The 17,458-nt window shown below is 61.9% G+C and carries 15 protein-coding genes and 3 pseudogenes; 15 read left to right on the forward strand and 3 right to left on the reverse strand.

What is annotated here, in order from left to right:
- The first annotated feature begins 314 nt into the window (after positions 1 to 314).
- The gene (locus J5I97_RS07910; RefSeq protein ID WP_208590910.1) at positions 315 to 731 is read left to right on the forward strand and encodes a hypothetical protein; all 417 of its coding nucleotides are present in this window, start codon (positions 315 to 317) and stop codon (positions 729 to 731) included.
- Between the two features lie 402 nt (positions 732 to 1,133).
- Here J5I97_RS07910 and J5I97_RS07915 read toward each other — a convergent pair.
- Positions 1,134 to 1,525: pseudogene (locus tag J5I97_RS07915) on the reverse strand (Crp/Fnr family transcriptional regulator); the annotation flags it as partial.
- A 178-nt stretch (positions 1,526 to 1,703) separates the two neighbouring features.
- Between J5I97_RS07915 and hisS the strand changes: the two are divergent.
- The 11 genes from hisS to J5I97_RS07970 all read left to right on the forward strand — a co-directional run bounded on the left by hisS (position 1,704) and on the right by J5I97_RS07970 (position 12,586).
- A complete protein-coding gene (gene hisS / locus J5I97_RS07920) occupies positions 1,704 to 3,128 on the forward strand; it encodes a histidine--tRNA ligase (RefSeq protein WP_208590917.1) in 1,425 nt (474 codons plus the stop codon).
- A 222-nt stretch (positions 3,129 to 3,350) separates the two neighbouring features.
- The gene (locus J5I97_RS07925) at positions 3,351 to 3,677 is read left to right on the forward strand and encodes a YerC/YecD family TrpR-related protein (RefSeq protein WP_208590920.1); all 327 of its coding nucleotides are present in this window, start codon (positions 3,351 to 3,353) and stop codon (positions 3,675 to 3,677) included.
- Between the two features lie 9 nt (positions 3,678 to 3,686).
- Entirely contained in the window at positions 3,687 to 4,601 is a 915-nt protein-coding gene (gene hisG / locus J5I97_RS07930) for an ATP phosphoribosyltransferase (RefSeq protein ID WP_208590922.1), read from the forward strand.
- Positions 4,598 to 5,893, forward strand: coding sequence for a histidinol dehydrogenase (gene hisD, locus J5I97_RS07935; RefSeq protein WP_208590924.1), 1,296 nt, complete (start codon positions 4,598 to 4,600; stop codon positions 5,891 to 5,893). The genes hisG and hisD overlap by 4 nt, the downstream gene beginning before the upstream one ends.
- Positions 5,890 to 6,981, forward strand: coding sequence for a histidinol-phosphate transaminase (gene hisC, locus J5I97_RS07940; RefSeq protein WP_208590926.1), 1,092 nt, complete (start codon positions 5,890 to 5,892; stop codon positions 6,979 to 6,981). The genes hisD and hisC overlap by 4 nt, the downstream gene beginning before the upstream one ends.
- Positions 6,978 to 8,105, forward strand: a complete 1,128-nt coding sequence (gene hisB / locus J5I97_RS07945; protein ID WP_208590928.1) for a bifunctional histidinol-phosphatase/imidazoleglycerol-phosphate dehydratase HisB — start codon at positions 6,978 to 6,980, stop codon at positions 8,103 to 8,105. The genes hisC and hisB overlap by 4 nt, the downstream gene beginning before the upstream one ends.
- Positions 8,102 to 8,704: an imidazole glycerol phosphate synthase subunit HisH gene (gene hisH / locus J5I97_RS07950; protein ID WP_208590930.1), complete on the forward strand. Its 603-nt coding sequence runs from the start codon at positions 8,102 to 8,104 to the stop codon at positions 8,702 to 8,704. The genes hisB and hisH overlap by 4 nt, the downstream gene beginning before the upstream one ends.
- Positions 8,701 to 9,435, forward strand: a complete 735-nt coding sequence (hisA, locus tag J5I97_RS07955) for a 1-(5-phosphoribosyl)-5-[(5-phosphoribosylamino)methylideneamino]imidazole-4-carboxamide isomerase (protein ID WP_208590938.1) — start codon at positions 8,701 to 8,703, stop codon at positions 9,433 to 9,435. Before hisH ends, hisA begins: the two co-directional genes overlap by 4 nt.
- The gene (gene hisF / locus J5I97_RS07960) at positions 9,429 to 10,205 is read left to right on the forward strand and encodes an imidazole glycerol phosphate synthase subunit HisF (protein ID WP_208590940.1); all 777 of its coding nucleotides are present in this window, start codon (positions 9,429 to 9,431) and stop codon (positions 10,203 to 10,205) included. The genes hisA and hisF overlap by 7 nt, the downstream gene beginning before the upstream one ends.
- Entirely contained in the window at positions 10,195 to 10,815 is a 621-nt protein-coding gene (hisIE, locus tag J5I97_RS07965; protein WP_208590949.1) for a bifunctional phosphoribosyl-AMP cyclohydrolase/phosphoribosyl-ATP diphosphatase HisIE, read from the forward strand. Before hisF ends, hisIE begins: the two co-directional genes overlap by 11 nt.
- 184 nt (positions 10,816 to 10,999) lie before the next feature.
- Positions 11,000 to 12,586: a calcineurin-like phosphoesterase C-terminal domain-containing protein gene (locus J5I97_RS07970; RefSeq protein ID WP_208590951.1), complete on the forward strand. Its 1,587-nt coding sequence runs from the start codon at positions 11,000 to 11,002 to the stop codon at positions 12,584 to 12,586.
- Between the two features lie 159 nt (positions 12,587 to 12,745).
- On the opposite strand, the pseudogene J5I97_RS07975 reads toward J5I97_RS07970, so the two are convergent.
- A pseudogene (locus tag J5I97_RS07975) lies at positions 12,746 to 13,054 on the reverse strand (transposase); the annotation flags it as partial.
- Between the two features lie 44 nt (positions 13,055 to 13,098).
- Here J5I97_RS07975 and J5I97_RS07980 point away from each other — a divergent pair.
- The 3 genes and pseudogenes from J5I97_RS07980 to J5I97_RS19885 form a co-directional block, all read left to right on the forward strand.
- A complete protein-coding gene (locus tag J5I97_RS07980) occupies positions 13,099 to 13,530 on the forward strand; it encodes a hypothetical protein (RefSeq protein WP_208590953.1) in 432 nt (143 codons plus the stop codon).
- Positions 13,527 to 15,017, forward strand: coding sequence for a hypothetical protein (locus J5I97_RS07985; RefSeq protein ID WP_208590960.1), 1,491 nt, complete (start codon positions 13,527 to 13,529; stop codon positions 15,015 to 15,017). Before J5I97_RS07980 ends, J5I97_RS07985 begins: the two co-directional genes overlap by 4 nt.
- Positions 15,018 to 15,523: 506 nt before the next feature.
- Positions 15,524 to 16,000: pseudogene (locus J5I97_RS19885) on the forward strand (XVIPCD domain-containing protein); the annotation flags it as partial.
- Positions 16,001 to 16,294: 294 nt separating this feature from the next.
- Here the strand turns inward: J5I97_RS19885 and J5I97_RS07995 are convergent.
- Positions 16,295 to 17,371: a C13 family peptidase gene (locus J5I97_RS07995; RefSeq protein ID WP_208590965.1), complete on the reverse strand. Its 1,077-nt coding sequence runs from the start codon at positions 17,369 to 17,371 to the stop codon at positions 16,295 to 16,297.
- Positions 17,372 to 17,458: the final 87 nt, after the last annotated feature.

Raw genomic sequence — 17,458 nt, forward strand, 5'->3', positions numbered from 1 at the left:
AGAAATGGCGGTTTTCGCACGATTTCCTACCTGTCCTCAACTTCACCCGTGACCTGGCATATTCCTGTTGATGCACAAGCGCGCTGCGGAGTCTCGAACACAGCGGTATTCGTTTTCGTTCACCATGGTTCGCTCATGCGAGGTTGCACACACCGCTGACGGCTAATCTGGGTACATTCCATTCAGAGAAGCTTGCAATGCCAATGCGCCCCAATTCAATCAGCTCTTCTCATTCTGCCCCTCCCTCGGACGACGACTACAGTTCATCCGATGAGTCTGAGTCATCTCAGAGAACACAGGAGAGCACCGCTCGGTTGAACGCGCAGGCCGATAGCATCTTTGACGATCTTCCCACCCGGCGAGGAAGCAACCCACCACGCCACACGAATTTAACGCATCGCCGCGCTTCGACATTACTAGGCATTTACGAAAATCGAGCAAATGCCAGCGCTATTACGCAAGCGCAATACATGGAAGCCGCAAGTTATTTGCAGCGGCTATCGGTGACGCCAGAAGCAGAAGTCATCAGCGATCTGCAGCCAACGCTTACTCCTGAACAACAGGCCTTGATTGAAAGCAGATTTCCCACAAATCTTTATCAACATCACTTACGCATGGATGGGCAGATCGAAATTACTTCCTATACCGGCCAAGGATCGATGCTCTACGATCCAGACACATCGCAATTTAGTCCATTACACGATGTAGATCAAAGCTTGCGTCCACGTTAAGGAAGATCTGCACAAAGCGCGCTTAGGGGCAGCCGAGTTGCGCAGAAAATTCGAAGCCATTGAAGTAAGCGGACATGAGGGCCTGCAGGGGATTGTGCTGCACGCGGTCACCGATCCCGTGCAGCCAGCGCATCCTGAGAGCGGCTAACAAAAACACTTGGCAGCCGCCAGGTGGGCGTGCCCGGTACTCGGACTCGGCATGGACCACTCTACACTGCGGCTCTAAGTGCGCCTGCCGCGCCCACATGGCGACTGCTTGCTACGTTTATTGGTCACTTTGAATTGAGTGGGGCGGGCTGGCAGCAGCCCATGACATCCCCATACGGACTTCCGCACCGACTCCGCCTGTGGGCAATCTTGCAGTGGCGCGTCAGTCAGTTCCAGTCAATCAACCACGACACCTCAAACCGTGTCGCCCGCCAAGCTGTGTAGCGCGGCGTAATCCAGGAGCTGCACCAGATGCAGTTGCGGCAGCGCGATCAGTTGCTGTTGCGTGAGCTTGGTGAAGGTGCGGTTCACCGTTTTCATGGTCGGCCCGAGATGGTCTGCAATATCGCTGCGGCTCATCGGCAGTGCCACGGTATCGCTGCTGGCATAGGATTGGGCGCAGCGCGCCGTCAAGCGCAGCAGCAAATGTGCGAGTCGTTCGCTGGGCTGCAGGCGCGCCAGCAAAGCCCAGTATCCTGCGCGGCGGCCAGCTCGATGCTGGTGCGCTGCAGCAGCATGCATTCTAGTTGCGGGTAGCGCTCGCGCAGTTGGCGCATCTGTGCCATCGGCATGCGGCAGACCCGGCTGGGTTTGCCACTGCCGGATGCCGCGATTGGCGCCGGGCAGGTCACGCTGGGGTCTGAAAGCTGTCCGTGCATGAGCCACGCACTGCTGAGACGCGTTGGATGACACACCATGCGGTCAGCGCGGCCGGCAGCCGGTAGAATTGTGCGTTCGCCACATTGCCTCGCAGGAGTTTCGCTCGTGATCAAGCCCCGTACGCCGCCCGGCATCATGGAATTGCTGCCGCGCGAGCAGATCGCGTTCCAGCGCATGCTGGACGTCATCCGCCGCAACTACGAGCGGTTCGGGTTTCTGCCGGTCGAAACCCCGGTGTTCGAGCTGTCCGATGTGTTGCTGACTAAATCCGGCGGCGAGACCGAGCGCCAAGTGTACTTCGTGCAATCCACCGGCACGTTGGCCAATGCTGCTGCGGCCGCTGACGAGGGGGGCTTGCCGGAGCTGGCGCTGCGCTTCGACCTGACCGTGCCGCTGGCACGCTATGTGGCCGAGCACGAGCACGCGTTGAGCTTCCCGTTCCGCCGCTATCAGATGCAGCGCGTGTATCGCGGCGAGCGCGCCCAGCGCGGCCGCTTCCGCGAGTTCTATCAGTGCGATATCGACGTGATCGGCAAGGATGCGTTGAGCATCCGCTACGACGCCGAAGTGCTGGCGGTGATCCACGCGGTGTTCGCCGAGCTGGGCATCGGCGAGTTCAAGGTGCAGTTGAACAATCGCAAGCTGCTGCGCGGCTTCTTCGAAAGCCTGGGCGTTGCTGAAGGCGAGTTGCAGCTGGCGGTGCTGCGTGAGATCGACAAGATCGACAAGCGCGGCGCCGATCATGTGCGCGATACGCTGGTTGGCGAAGGCTTCGGCATCGCCGCCGAGCAGGTCGACAAGATCCTGGCCTTCGTGGCGGTGCGCTCGAACGGGCATGCCGATGCGCTGGCGCAGCTGCAGGCGCTGGACGCCTCGGTCGGTGCAAGTGCGACCCTGGGCGAGGGCATCGCCGAACTGCGCGAGGTGCTGGAGCTGGTCAAGGCGCTGGGCGTGCCCGAGAGCGCGTATTGCCTGAACTTCTCGATCGCGCGCGGGCTGGACTACTACACCGGCACCGTTTACGAGACTACGCTGACCGACCACCCGCAGATCGGCTCGATCTGTTCGGGCGGCCGTTACGAAAGCCTGGCCAGCCACTACACCAAGTCCAGGTTGCCGGGCGTGGGTATTTCAATCGGCCTGACCCGCCTGTTCTGGCAGCTGCGCGAGGCCGGGTTGATCCAGGGCATCGCCGAAAGCAGCGTGCATGCGATGGTGGCGCTGATGGACGAGTCGCGCCTGGACGATGCGCTGGATATCGCACGCCGGCTGCGCATCGGCGGCATCAACACTGAAGTGCAGATGGAGCCAAAGAAGGTCGGTAAGCAATTTCAGTACGCCGCACGCGCCGGAATCCGCTTTGTAGTGCTGGCCGGTGACGACGAACTGGCGCGCGGGGTTGTGGCGGTCAAGGACTTGGTGCGCGAGCAGCAGTTCGAGGTGGCCCGCGACGAGCTGGCCAGCACCTTGCTGGTGGAGCTTGAGCAGGCCAAGGCAATGCTGGTGGCTGGCGGCGTCAAGGGCGGCTGAGGTCTGCCGGCCGGCAGGTGATCGCTCGCCGTGTCGGTCGCAATGCGCTGGCCGGACGCCTGCATCCGCTTTAAACCTGATCCACAGACGCATCGATGTCTGTGGTCTTCCGCTTGTGTCGGTGGAACATAACCGTGCGCTTCTCTGAACCCATTGGGCCGGCACGCTTGATTCGCCGACTCTGTTTGCGTTAATGTACTAACACGCTATTACGTTAACCCAATGAAACACCTACCAGCTCCGCGCGAAATTACAGAAGTCGTCGCCGCCCTCAAGAGGCTGGCCGACGCGTTGGCATGCCTGGACGAGCCGGGATCAGTCGAGGCGTTCCTGCGCGATCTGTGCACCCCGGCCGAGCTGGAAGCGATGGCCGATCGCTGGCGGGTGGTGCCGCTGCTGGTCAAAGGCGTGCCGTATCGCGAAATTCACGAGCTGACCCAGGTCAGCGTGACCACTATCGGGCGCGTTGCGCGCACCCTGGACCACGGTGCTGGCGGCTATGCCGCAGCCCTGCGCGAGCAGTCCTCACGCCCTGTCGAATCCCACTGAGAGATCAAGATGAGTGCTTCCACGGCAGCGCCGGCACGTGACCGGTTGCGTATCGCCATTCAGAAAAGCGGCCGTCTGGCCGAACCGGCGCGCAGCCTGCTGGCCGCCTGCGGGCTGAGCTGGCGGCAGAGCCGCGACAAGCTGTTCTGCTACGGCGAATCGTTGCCGGTGGATCTGCTACTGGTGCGCGACGATGACATCCCCGGCCTGATCGCCGATGGTGTCTGCGACCTTGGCATCGTTGGCCAGAACGAGCTGGAAGAACAGGCCGCAGAGCGCCGCCGCAACGGCTTGCCGGCCGCGTATCACGCGGTGCGTGGGGTCGGTTTCGGCCAATGCCGGTTGATGCTCGCAGTGCCGGAAGAATGGGAGTGGCAGGGTATGGCGCAGCTGGCCGGCAAGCGCATCGCCACCAGCTATCCGGCAATCCTGGCCGATTGGCTGGAGCGCCAGGGAATCGATGCGTCAGTGGTGGAGCTGTCCGGCTCGGTGGAAATCGCCCCGCGCCTGGGCACTGCCGATCTGATCTGCGATCTGGTCTCCAGCGGCGCCACCCTTGCCGCCAATCAGCTCAAGCCGGTCGAACTGGTGATGGAAAGCGAAGCGGTGCTGGCCGGTGCACTGCGCGAGCCGGCCGATGCACGCGCGGCGTTGTTGGCGATGCTGCTGCGGCGCATGGACGGCGTGCTCAAGTTGCGCGACAGCAAGTTGCTGATGTTCTGTGCCGAGCAGGACAACGTGGATGCGCTGCGCCGTCTGCTGCTCGACGCCGACCCGCTGGTGCAGCTGCCCGACGACGGCAACGGCGCATTGCGGCTGCAGACCATGTGTCATGGCGCGGTGACCTGGCAACGCCTGGAAGAACTCGAACGCGCAGGTGCGCAAGGTTTGATGGTGTTGACAGTGGAGCGCTCGCTGGCATGAACATTCTCGATTGGTCTCAACTCGATGCCGCTGCGCGCAGCCAGGCATTGACCCGCCCGGTGCAGACCGTGGCCACGCAGACCCGCGACGCGGTGGCTGCATTGATGACCGATGTGCGCGCACGCGGCGATGCGGCGTTGCGCGAGATCACCGCGCGTTTCGACGGCGTGTCTCTGGACAGCTTTGCAGTGAGCGAGGCCGAATTCGCTGCCGCCGAAGCCGCGGTGGCACCGGAACTGCGCCAGGCCATGCAAGACGCTTTAGCGCGGATCGATACCTTCCACCGTGCCGGCATGAGCGAAGGCTATACGGTGGAAACCGCGCCGGGCGTGGTGTGCGAAAAGATCGTAAGGCCGATTGGCCGGGTGGGTTTGTACGTGCCGGCCGGTAGCGCGCCGTTGCCGTCGACCGCCTTGATGCTCGGTGTGCCGGCGCGCTTGGCCGGGTGTCGTCAAGTCGTGCTGTGTACGCCGCCGCGCAAGGATGGCAGCGTGGATCCTGCGGTGCTGGTCGCAGCGCAGCTGACCGGCGTGCGCCGCGTGTTCAAGCTCGGTGGCGCACAGGCGATCGCGGCAATGGCTTACGGCACTGAATCGGTTCCGAGTTGCGACAAGGTGTTCGGTCCGGGCAATAGCTATGTCACCGAAGCCAAGCAGCAGGTGGCGCAGTCGGGTGCTGCAGCGATCGACATGCCGGCTGGCCCGTCGGAAGTGCTGGTGATCGCCGATGCCGGCGCGCAGCCGGCCTTCGTTGCCGCCGATCTGTTGTCGCAGGCCGAACATGGCCCGGATTCGCAGGTGTTGCTGCTGTCCGACAGCGATGCGTTGATCGCGGCGGTGCATGTGCAGTTGGATGCGCAGCTGGCGCAACTTTCGCGTGCCGACATCGCGCGTCAGGCGTGGGCACAGTCGCGCCTGATCAAGGTGCAGACGCTGGAGGAGGCGTTTGCGATCAGCAACCGCTATGCACCGGAACATCTGATCCTCGCGTTGCGCGAACCGCGCGCGTGGTTGAACCAGGTCGAGGCGGCAGGCTCGGTGTTTCTCGGCGATTACACGCCCGAAGCGCTCGGCGATTACTGCAGCGGCACCAACCACGTGTTGCCGACCAGCGGCGCGGCGCGCGCCTACAGCGGCGTCAGCGTGGCCAGCTTTCAGAACATGCTCAGCGTACAGGCGGCGAGCAAGGCCGGCATCGAGGGCATCGGCGAATGCGCATTGATTCTGGCCCGCGCCGAAGGCCTGGACGCGCACGCAAATGCAGTGGCATTGCGCATGGGAGCGGCAGTATGAGTGGGACATCGATTCTGGATCTCGTGCGCGAAGATCTGCGCACCTTCGCCGGCTATTCGTCGGCACGGTCAAGTGGGTTGCAAGGCGACGTGTGGCTCAACGCCAACGAGTCGGCATGGGCAAATCCGGCCGACCCGGGCGCGAGCACGCGGCGTTACCCGGATCCGCAACCCAAGGGTCTGCGCAGCGCGTTTGCGCAGTTGTACGGTTGCGCGCCCGAGCAGCTGCTGATCGGCCGCGGCAGCGACGAGGCGATCGATCTGCTGGTGCGCGGCCTGTGCGTGCCCGAACGCGATGCGGTGGTGGTGACGCCGCCGGTGTTCGGCATGTATGCGGTGTGCGCGCGGCTGCAGAACGCACCGCTGGTTGAAGTGCCGCTGGTGGACGGGCTTGAGGGTTTCCACGCGGACATTCCGGCGATTGTGGACGCTGCGCTGGCCTCGCATGCCAAGCTGGTATTCCTGTGCTCACCGTCGAATCCAGCCGGCTCGGCAATCCCGTTGCAAGCCGTCGAGGAGACTTTGCAGGCATTGCAGGGCAAGGCGTTGGTGGTCGTCGACGAAGCCTACGGCGAGTTCTCCGACGTGCCATCGGCGGTCGGTTTGCTTGCGCATTACGACAATCTCGCTGTGCTGCGCACGTTGTCCAAGGCGCATGCACTGGCCGCAGTACGCATCGGCAGCCTGATCGCCAATGCCGATTTGATCGCTCTGCTGCGCCGCTGCCAGGCGCCATACCCGGTGCCGACGCCGTGCGCGGCGATGGCCGAACAGGCCTTGTCTGCGCCAGCGCTGGAAGTCACCCGTCGACGCATTGCAGAGGTTCGCAGCGAGCGCGAGCGTTTACACAAGGCGCTCGCACAACTTGCCGGTGTGCGTCGGGTGTATTCCTCGCAGGGCAACTTTTTGCTGGTGCGTTTCGATGATGCCGAAGCTGCGTTCCAGTCGCTGCTGCAGGCCGGTGTGGTGGTACGCGATCAACGCGCGGTACCCCGTCTATCCGATGCGTTGCGCATCACTTTGGGCACGCACGAGCAGAACCAATGCGTGCTGAGCGTGCTGCAACGCAATCAGGAGGCCGCGGCATGACCCCGATTCTTTTCGTCGATCGCGATGGCACGTTGATCACCGAGCCGGTCGATTACCAGATCGATGCGTATGAAAAGTTGCGTTTCGTCGACAACGTGATTCCGGCGATGCTCAAGTTGCGCGATGCCGGCTATCAGTTCGTCATCGTCAGCAATCAGGATGGGCTGGGCAGCGAAAGCTATCCGCACGCGTCTTTCGATGGCCCCAACAATCTGATGCTGCAGATCTTCGCCAGCCAGGGCATCGAGTTCCGCGAAGTGTTGATCGATTGCAGCTGGCCGGACGATAACGCGCCCACGCGCAAACCGGGCGTCGGTCTGGTGGTGCCGTATCTGCAAGACCGCACCATCGACTGGACACGCTCGGCGATGGTGGGCGACCGCATCACCGACATCCAGTTCGCGCAGAACCTCAATATCCGCGGCTTCCAGCTGCGCACCGAAGAGTTCGGAGGCCAGTGGGATTGGCCCGGTATCGCACACGAGCTGGCCGATGCGCCGCGACGTGCGGTGGTCCAACGCAACACCAAGGAAACCAGAATCCGCGTCGAACTGGATCTGGACCGCGTGGCCGAACCGAAGACCGCCACCGGTCTGCCGTTCTTCGACCATATGCTGGAACAGATCGGCAAGCACGGCGGATTTGCGCTGGATATCAGAGCTGAAGGCGATCTGCATATCGACGAGCACCACACCATCGAGGACACCGGTCTGGCCCTGGGCCAGGCATTGCGCGAAGCCTTGGGCGACAAACGCGGCATCGGCCGTTATGGCTTGGATCCGATCGAAAGCCCGTGGCGTGTCGCCGGCGACACCGCTCAGCATGGCTTTACGTTGCCGATGGACGAAGCCATCGCCAGCGCCGCACTGGATTTCAGTGGCCGGCCGTACTTTGTGTTTGAAGGCGATTTCAAGCGCGAACGCGTGGGCGACATGCCTACCGAACTAGTGCCGCATTTCTTCCGCTCTATCTGCGATGCGTCCGGCTTGAATCTGCACCTGAGCGTGCGCGGCGACAACGATCACCACAAAGTCGAAGCCTGCTTCAAGGCCTTGGCACGTGCGCTGCGTCAGGCGATTCGCCGCGAAGGCACCGCGTTGCCGTCCACCAAAGGTGCGTTATGACCGACGTTGCGCTGATCGATGCCGGTGGCGCCAACCTCGGGTCGGTGCGTTATGCATTGGAACGGCTGGGCGTGGAAGCACGTGTGGTGCGCGATGCGGAAGAATTGCAAGGCGCGCAGCGCGTGATTCTTCCCGGCGTCGGCGCCGCGCCCGAAGCGATGTCGCGCTTGCGCGCGCAGGGCTTGGTGGAACCGCTGCGACAGCTGCAAGTACCGCTGATCGGTATCTGTCTGGGCATGCAGCTGTTGTTCGAACATTCCGAAGAAGGCGATGTCGATTGTCTTGGCTTGTTGCCTGGCATCGTGCGCCGCATGACGCCTGCGCTGGGCATTCGTGTGCCGCATATGGGCTGGAATCAACTGGTGCCGATGCGTGACTCAGCGCTGCTGGCCGGTCTTCCAGAGCGTGCCAGCGCCTATTTCGTGCATGGCTATGCCGCGCCTGTCACGGCCGATACCGTGGCCGCCTGCGATCACGGCGGTTTATTTACCGCAGTGGTGCAGCAAGGCCTGCGCTGCGGCGCGCAGTTCCATCCCGAGCGTTCGGCCGAGACCGGTGCACGCATCCTGCGCAATTTTCTTGAGATGAGCTTCCCATGAGTTTCACCGTTTACCCGGCGCTGGATATCCGCAACGGCCGCGTGGTGCGTTTGCTGCAGGGCGATTACGCGCGCGAAACCCAGTACGGCGACGACGTGCTGCCGCGCGCGCAGGCGTTTGCCGATGCCGGCGCGCAGTGGATGCATCTGGTGGATCTGGATGCTGCAAAAGCAGGCGGCTACACGCTGACGACCACACTGGGCGAGATCGCGCGTACAACCGGCTTGCATGTGCAGACCGGCGGCGGCGTGCGTTCGCGCGACGATGTGGCGCGCATTCTCGATGCCGGTGCCGCCCGCGTGGTGATCGGCTCGTTGGCGGTGCGCGACAGCCAGGCCGTGATCGGTTGGCTGCAGGAATTCGGTGCCGATCGGCTGACCATCGCGCTGGACACGCGTCAGGACGCGAATGGTGTGTGGCAATTGCCGGTGCATGGATGGACCGAATCTGCCGAGGCCACGTTGGACCAGTTGGCAGTGCGTTACGCGCAAGCCGGTCTGCAGCATCTGTTGTGCACCGACATCGCCCGCGACGGCATGCTGTCCGGCCCGAACATGGACCTGTACGCGCACCTGTGCACGCTGGCACCGCAGGTGCAGGTGCAGGTTTCCGGCGGCGCGCGCAATCTGGCCGATGTCGCTGCCGCCAAGGCCGCAGGCTGCGCCGGCATCGTGCTCGGCAAGGCCTTGCTGGAAGGGCATCTGCAGTTGAAGGATGCACTGGCATGCTGAGCCGCCGCATCATTCCGTGCCTGGACGTGCGCGATGGCCGCGTGGTCAAGGGCGTCAAATTCCGCGACCACGTCGACATGGGCGACATCGTCGAACTGGCGCTGCGTTATCGCGCACAAGGTGCCGACGAGCTGGTGTTCTACGACATCGGTGCCAGCCCGGAAGGGCGCTCGGTCGATTACACCTGGGTCGAGCGAGTCGCGCGCCTGATCGATATTCCGTTCTGCGTCGCTGGTGGTATCCGCGATGTGGAAACCGCGCGCGCAGTGCTGCATGCTGGCGCCGACAAGATTTCGATCAACTCGCCGGCGCTTGGCAGGCCGCAGTTGATCTCCGAGCTGGCCGATGCCTTCGGCGTGCAATGCGTGGTGGTCGGTGTCGACTCGATTCGTGAGGACGATGGACAGTGGCGCGTGCGGCGCTATACCGGCGACCCGAGCAAGACCCAGGCCTTGCCGATGCGCACGCTGGATTGGGTGACCGAAGCGCAGCGCCTGGGTGCCGGTGAGATCGTACTCAACTGCATGGACAACGATGGCGTGCGGCGTGGTTACGACATCGCGCAATTGTGTCAGGTGCGTGCGCTGTGCAGCGTGCCATTGATCGCCTCGGGCGGCGCCGGCGAGATGCAGCATTTCGCCGACGTGTTCGAGCAGACCGATGTCGATGGCGCATTGGCGGCGAGCGTGTTTCATAGCGGCGCGATTCCGATCCCGGAACTCAAGCAATTTTTGCGCGCGCAACAGATCGAGGTACGTGATGGGCAGTAATGAAGCAGCAGCGAGCGACGCACTCGCAGCGCTGGACTGGAGCAAGGGCGAGGGGTTGTTGCCGGTGATCGTGCAGGACGCCGAAAATCTGCGCGTGCTGATGCTGGGCTATATGAATGCCCAAGCGTTGGCGGTCACGCAGCAACGCGGTGAGGTCACCTTTTTCAGTCGCAGCAAGCAGCGTTTGTGGACCAAAGGCGAAAGCTCGGGCAATGTCTTGCGCGTGGTGTCGATCGAGACCGATTGCGATGCCGACACGCTCCTGATACAGGCACGCCCGCATGGCCCGACCTGTCACCTTGGCCGTACCAGCTGTTTCCCGACCGCACCTGGTCAGTTTCTCGGCACGCTGGATGCCTTGATCGCCGCACGCGAACACGATCGCCCATACGGCAGTTACACTACTAAACTATTCGAGCAAGGTATCCGCCGCATCGCGCAGAAAGTGGGCGAGGAGGGCGTGGAAACAGCACTGGCCGGTGTGGCGCAAGGCGATGCCGAGTTGCTCGGCGAGTCGGCCGATTTGCTGTATCACCTGATCGTGCTGTTGCGCGCGCGTGGCCTTGGCTTAGGCGATGCGGTGGCTTTGTTGGAGTCGCGGCACAAATAGCATGGTTGGCAGGAGCGGCCTAGGGCGCGACGGGAATGACCGATAACGCCTCATCGCGCCCAAGGCCGCTCCTGCAACGATGTGTCGTTGTTATGTGTCTACGTCTTTCCGTTTCCAGGCCTGCGCCGTGCGGCTTGCCAGTACGGTTACAATTTCCGCTGATCTTGCGCAGGGGAAAAAACGTATGCAGCTTCGCTTCGCTCTTCTGGTACTGGGCTTGCTCGCGGGAAGCGCACGCGCAAGCGACGCCGTGGTCAATGGCATCGTCTACGAAGAGCGCGACGGGCGTGCCGGACGCAGCGCCGATGAGCCCGGCATTGCCGATGTGACGGTTTCCAACGGCGAGCAATTGGTGCGCACCGATGCGCAAGGCCGCTACCGCTTGCCGGTGCGCGACGGGCAGACGGTATTCGTGATCAAGCCGGGCGACCGCAGTTTTGTGCCTGCCGCCGATGGCTTGCCCGGGTTTTGGCGCCACTACGCGCCAAGCGGTTCGGCCAAACGCAACTACAGAGGAATCGCTGCGACCGGTCGTAACACGCATCACTGGGATTTCGCGCTGACCGTGCGTGCCGGCGCCGCGGCTGACGGCTTCCAGATGCTGGTGTTCGCCGACAGCCAGACCGCCAGCCTCACTGATGTGGGCTACTACCAGCGCGACATCGTGGCGCCGATCGTCGGTAAGATCTCGGCGAAGCTGGGCACCACGCTGGGCGATGTCGTCAGCGACGATCTGAGCCTGTATCCGGCGTTGAACAAGGTCACCACGCAGTTGGGAGTGCCGTGGTTCCATGTGCCGGGCAATCACGATCTCAATTTCGATGCGGGCGACGATGCGCATTCGTTAGACAGCTGGCGCGCGATCTATGGCCCGGACACCTATGCGGTGGAAGAGGCCAATGCCAGCTTCGTGTTCCTGGACGATGTGATCTACACGCCAGGCGGCAAACCAGCCTATGTCGGTGGCCTGCGCGAGGATCAATTCGTGTTCTTGCAGGCGTATCTGGCGCAGCTGCCGCGCGATCGGCTGCTGGTATTGGGGATGCATATTCCGCTGTTCGATGCAGCGCCGGGGCAGGAAACCTTCCGGCATGCCGATCGCAGCCGCCTGTTTGCATTGCTGAAAGAGTTCCCGCATGCGCTAGTGCTCAGTGGGCACAGCCATACGCAGAGGCAGGTGGATCACGGCGCGGACGAAGGCTGGCAGGGCGCGCGCCCGTTGCACGAATACAGCGTGGGCGCGGTCTGCGGCGCGTTCTGGTCGGGCGCCAAGGATGCGGCGGGCATTCCCGATGCGACGATGAGCGACGGCACGCCCAATGGCTACGCGGTGTTGCAGGTCGCGCCGAGCGGCGATTATACGTTGGCGTATCACGCTGCGCGTGCGGCAGATGATGCGCAACTGTTGCTGCACGCGCCCAAGGTGCTGCGTCAGGGTGCGTATGCTGCGTGGGGCATCTACGCCAATGTGTTCATGGGCCAGGACGGCACTGTGGTTGAGATGCGTATCGACAATGGCTCCTGGCAGCCGATGACGCGGGTGGAGCGCGCCGACCCGCGTCTGCTTGCCGAGAATGTGCGCGATGATGCGGCCGAGCAATTGCGCGGCTATGACCGCTCGCCGGAGGCCACGCCGTCCACGCATCTGTGGCGTGGCGCTTTGCCGACAACGCTCAGTGTCGGCAAGCACACTGTCGAGGTGCGCGCTTGGTTGCCCAACGGGCAGTACAACGCACGCACGGTGTATCGCTTGCAGCGTGCCGATCCTTGATGGTGGGCTTGCATGCGCGTGGGGTATGTGTCCTTCCGGTGAAGCCCGGCGCGCATAGGCTGGCCCTCACGCTCTTGTTTGCCTTTGCGATGTCCTGGCATCTCTCATTCGCCTACGTATACGTGTGCAGTCGTACGAGCAATTACTGGCTTAGAGCCGCTAACAAAACTCAGGAAGAAGCCGTAAGCAGATGATCGAGCAAGCAAGCGATAGCAACGCCATGTGGGTATCGATGCGGCGTTCGAAGCGAATGCGCAGTTTGCCCATGCCAGCGAACCAGGCATGTGTGCGCTCCACGACCCAGCGATGACGTCCCAACCTGTCGTTACGTTCGGTGCCCTTGCGTGCGATCCGTGCAAGGATGCCGCGCTGCTTGAGAACGGTGCGACACCGTTGGATGTCGTAGGCCTTGTCGGCATGCAGTGTGTCTGGCCAGCGTCGCGGGCGCCCTGGTCTTCCGGAGATTGGAGCGGCAGGCCATACAACCTGAATCCAACAAGAAAGAGATTAAGATGTCATCGACATTTGAATGGATAAATTTGCCAGCAGGTCGGGCGCGTTTTTCGGGGGGTATCCGGGGTGCTGACGAGCTTGGTCACGAAACCTTCGCCATTGAAATCGATGGCAGGGAGTATTTTGGAGAGCTAAAGAATGATTGGCTTCCAGACCAAACCCATTATGACGTAGCGGTTGTCTCCTTTGGATTTTCGGTAGAGCTTCAGGTTGGGATGCCAATTACCGCCTGGTCAGTCCGTCCCTTCACCGATGACGAGCTTGAGTCCATAAAGACTATCGTCATCCAACTAATACAGGCTGGAACTACCTTTACGAAAAAGCCGCTGATCATCAGTGAAAGTGGAGGGGCGATCTTCACGGGAAAGGTAATTTTTAATGAGAACTGGGCGCTGACCAAGCGCAACGATCAACCCGGAGTTCAACAATGAGCGACCACGCCGCCTCGATCTCTCTGATAGAGAAAGCAGAATCTCTGGATGAAATATCTCAAATAGCGAGGTCGTTTTCGGCAAAGTCGGTTGATCAGGGTGGAATTCTTTACAGTCGTTGGGTCTGGAATGTCTCGTCTGAAGTCATGGCGGTTGAGCTTTCTGACAGGACTGGACTTCCCATCATCAACGATACGCCGCGCGCCAATTTTCTCATGGAAGCCCGGACCGCCATCGAGGATAAGGCTTCCGAGATTTTCAGGTCGCAGGGATTGCCTCCGAAGATGGCCAGGGAGTCTGCTGCTTCGTTCTTGTTCGGCGACCCGGCGGTCCCATCGCAGAACCCCACCTCCTTATCAAAATGCCTCTGGGGCGAAGCCTCCCACGAGTTCGCAAGCTCACTGCGCGGCGATATCAAAGTCGTTGCTTCCGTTGCCAACCTCGAACGTGTCTTCGGCCAGGTTGAAGTGCCGGCTGTGCTGAACAACCCCAACGTCACTTCGCTGGGTGGGCAACCGATTCCCAAGTTGCAGGCGCTGTACGCGCAAGGTGGCGCAGGCGCTGTGCTGCCGGAAGTACAAACGCACTTTATCCAGACTGCGCCAAAAGGCATCTTTGTAACGCCCGAGAGCATCGCGACGAAAATCAAGAATGTCACGTTCTCACGTGAGTTCGCTGGAAGCTTTGAATTACAGGAAACACACTTCCGGCCCTCAGCAGAACTCAGTGCATCGGACATGGTCCGTGCGCCGACCGGGCTCGATGCGCCAGCCGCGAGCATTGCGGAAACAGCGCTTACCGCGGAAGCAGCGGCATCACGCAGGCTCGCTCCCGGCACAGTCCGTGGGCTAGGTGTGGTGGGTGCAGCGGCGGCGGTGTACGACCTGGGCCTCACCACAAAAAACACCCAACGACTCGACGCGCAGGGCAATAGCACCGCGGCCGATGCACAGGTCACTCGCTACGCCACACGCAATCTGGGCGCGGCCGGTGGAGCCGCGCTTGGCGGCACCATGGGCGCAGCGCTAGGCGTGGAGTCTGGCCCAGGCTTGCTGGTCACAGGTGCGATTGGCGGCATCGTTGGCGCAGTGGGTGGCGACAAACTTGCCGATGCCATCAACGATCACCGGATTTCCCACCAACAAGACGCCCAAGGCAACACGTGGCGCCTTGAAACTCATCAAACCGGAGCGCGGTGGGCGCGAGACGTCAGCACTGGCGAAGTCGATCCAGCCGCTGTGGCCTTCGGCGAAGCCGGCATGCCGCTCTACAAGACACTTACCGAAGTTGCCACGCCGGAAGTCGCCGATTTACTGACGTTCAAAGCATCCCGTACGTCCATCGAGCTGGCACTGGGCTCGCCACCACAAAACAAAGATCCTATACCCAACCCGCCAACGCGCACGACACCCGAAGCCTGCGCGAGGCGCCGTGGGTACACAACCCGGGTACGCAGAAGTGGACGCGCCAGGTGGCTGATGGGCTGATCGATCGCACAATGAGCACGCACACCGAAACGGCGAACCCCCAGCGCGCCTTGCAACTCGATGAAGCCTCGCAGCAAATCATCAAGCAGAACGCAATGCAGACGCCAGCGGCGATGGCCGCGCATTACAAGGATGCGTACGAGCAGAACGGCTGGACGCGTCACGCCGAGCTGCCTGCCGCAGTCCAAGACGCACTGAAACACCCGGGGCGCATCGTTGCCTCGGACGGTGATCTCTACGAGCGCAACGAGGACGGTCAATGGACGCACGACGGAATGCTCTGGGACAGCCAGGCCAAAGGAAATCTAAAGCAGGAGCTTGACCGAACCTATGCTGCACAGACCGCTGCTGGTCAGCGTGCGACCGCACAACCGACATTCCAGGCTGCCGCCGTACCGATCACAACGCTGGACACAATCCATGTCACTGCGCCGCGTATGCAAGATCATGACAACGCAGGCGCCTCTACGAAAAAAGCTCAGGAAGACACAGAGACACGCGGCCATAGCGCGCCGGCAAGACCGCAAGCTTCGGGCCCGCAGAATCCGGATCATTCCGATCACGCCATGTTGAAGCAGATCTGCGAAGGCGTAGCCAAGATCGATGAGAGCGTGGGCAAACCGTATGACGCCATGAGCGAGCGCGTCAGCCGCTGCCTGCTGGCGGCATGCAAGGACAATCGCGAGCGCTACCCAGACGCTGGCAATATCTCACTGGCTGCGAACGCGCTGCAACGCGTGGATCACGTATTGATGGGTAAGAAAGGCAACCTCGTCGCGATCGAAGGGCACATCGACGACCCAATGCACAAGCGCGCAGTCATCTCTACCGACCAGGCAATTCATATGCCTTTGGAAGTATCGGATGCAAAGCTACAAGCGGCCAACCAAGCCATCGCCCAGGAACAAACGCAGACACGACAGCAGGAATTGACGCGAAACCAACAGCAAGATGCTCAGCAGGCGCCGCTTATGAGCATCTAATAAGGTTCTTCCTGCCTTCGATAGTGGCCTGCAGCTCGTCGGCCAAGCGGCTGGCATCGGCGTGGGTGCGGCATCGCCGGGTTGGATTGTCCGCGTCTCGGGTACGCTGCATAAACCTTATTACCAGACACACAAACGCCTCCACAGGGGAGGCATTTTGGGATCCGGACTGGCTGGCGGTGGCGCGCTGGCGGGGATCGGTGCTGGCTGAGGTGATGTTTGCTGGCTGCGCGAGTATAGCGATGCCGCGCCAGCGCTGAAGAAATAAGAATTAGTCTCAGCTAGTTTCCGCTGTCAGGGTCTGAAGGACCCAGGCAAAGAGGAGGGCATAGATGCCGAATTCGCTGGCGTCGGCACTCTTGCGCGTGTCGAATCGTCCGCTGGCCCATCACCCGCGTTGGCTTTCAGCTCAACTTCTGAATCCGCATCAGGATCCGCGTCCACCGCCGGATACGGATAGGCAACCGCAGGACCCATATGTAGCCCGGCGCGCCAGCGTGCCAACAAATGCGTAATGCGCTTGCCGAGAGATTGCTGCGGCAACGAGGGCAGTTCGCCGTCGTGTTTTTCGCGCGCGGTGATCGCTGCCTTGGCGATGTCGAACGCGGCTAACGGGTCATCGCTCTCATTCATGGCATCGACCAACCACGCCTTGCCAAAGTAGGTTGCGTTAGAGGTGTTGCCGCAGCCGAACGATGGCCGATCGGCGCGCGCAGCGGTGAGGATCAGCGTATCCGGCGAGCGCAGCGCGGGGATGAAGCCACCCGAATAGCAGGCAGACAACACGATGATGCGATTGCCGATGCCGGCATCTTGCAGCGCCTTGCGCAGATCTTGCGGGCTGATGAAATCTTCTTCGTTCTGGTCCACCTGCACGTACAGCGTGTGGTCTTCGGTGCCGTGCGTGGTGACGAACAGCAGCAACGCGTCTTCTTTGCGGTCCATGCGCTTGCCGATCGCGGTGAGCGTGTCGTAGAGATTGTCGTAAGTCGCCAGCGGCGCGTACGGTTGCTCGCCGAGATTGTCCGGGTTGTTGACCAGTGTGATCACGCGGCCACGTGCATCGAAGCGTTGTTCGAACAGCTGCTTGAGGTAGAGCGTCTCGTTACGGAATACATCGTCGCTGGCATCACCGGCAAAGCCAACCACGTACAGATCGGTGACGCCTGGACGTTGCGGCTGCAGCGCTTCGATTGCTTGCGCGAGCGCGACCTGATCGGCCGGATCGACTTCATCCTGGCTCGCAGCTGCTTTGATCGGCAGCGCGGCGCCGGCATCCGGATGACAGCCGGCTATCAGCGCAGCGATGACGATCAGCAGCAAGAGTCGCCGCAGCAAAGCATTTGGTCCGAATCTGGAATGAAGCGACATGAAGAACGCCGAAGGCTGAAAAATGCAGGGGGAGCGCAGCAGCTCGATCATTGCAACCAGCCCGAGTTGCATTGTGTCTTCCATAAA

Origin of the sequence: Xanthomonas fragariae, from assembly GCF_017603965.1 — a bacterium.
In the GTDB taxonomy this organism is placed as follows: Bacteria; Pseudomonadota; Gammaproteobacteria; order Xanthomonadales; family Xanthomonadaceae; genus Xanthomonas; species Xanthomonas fragariae_A.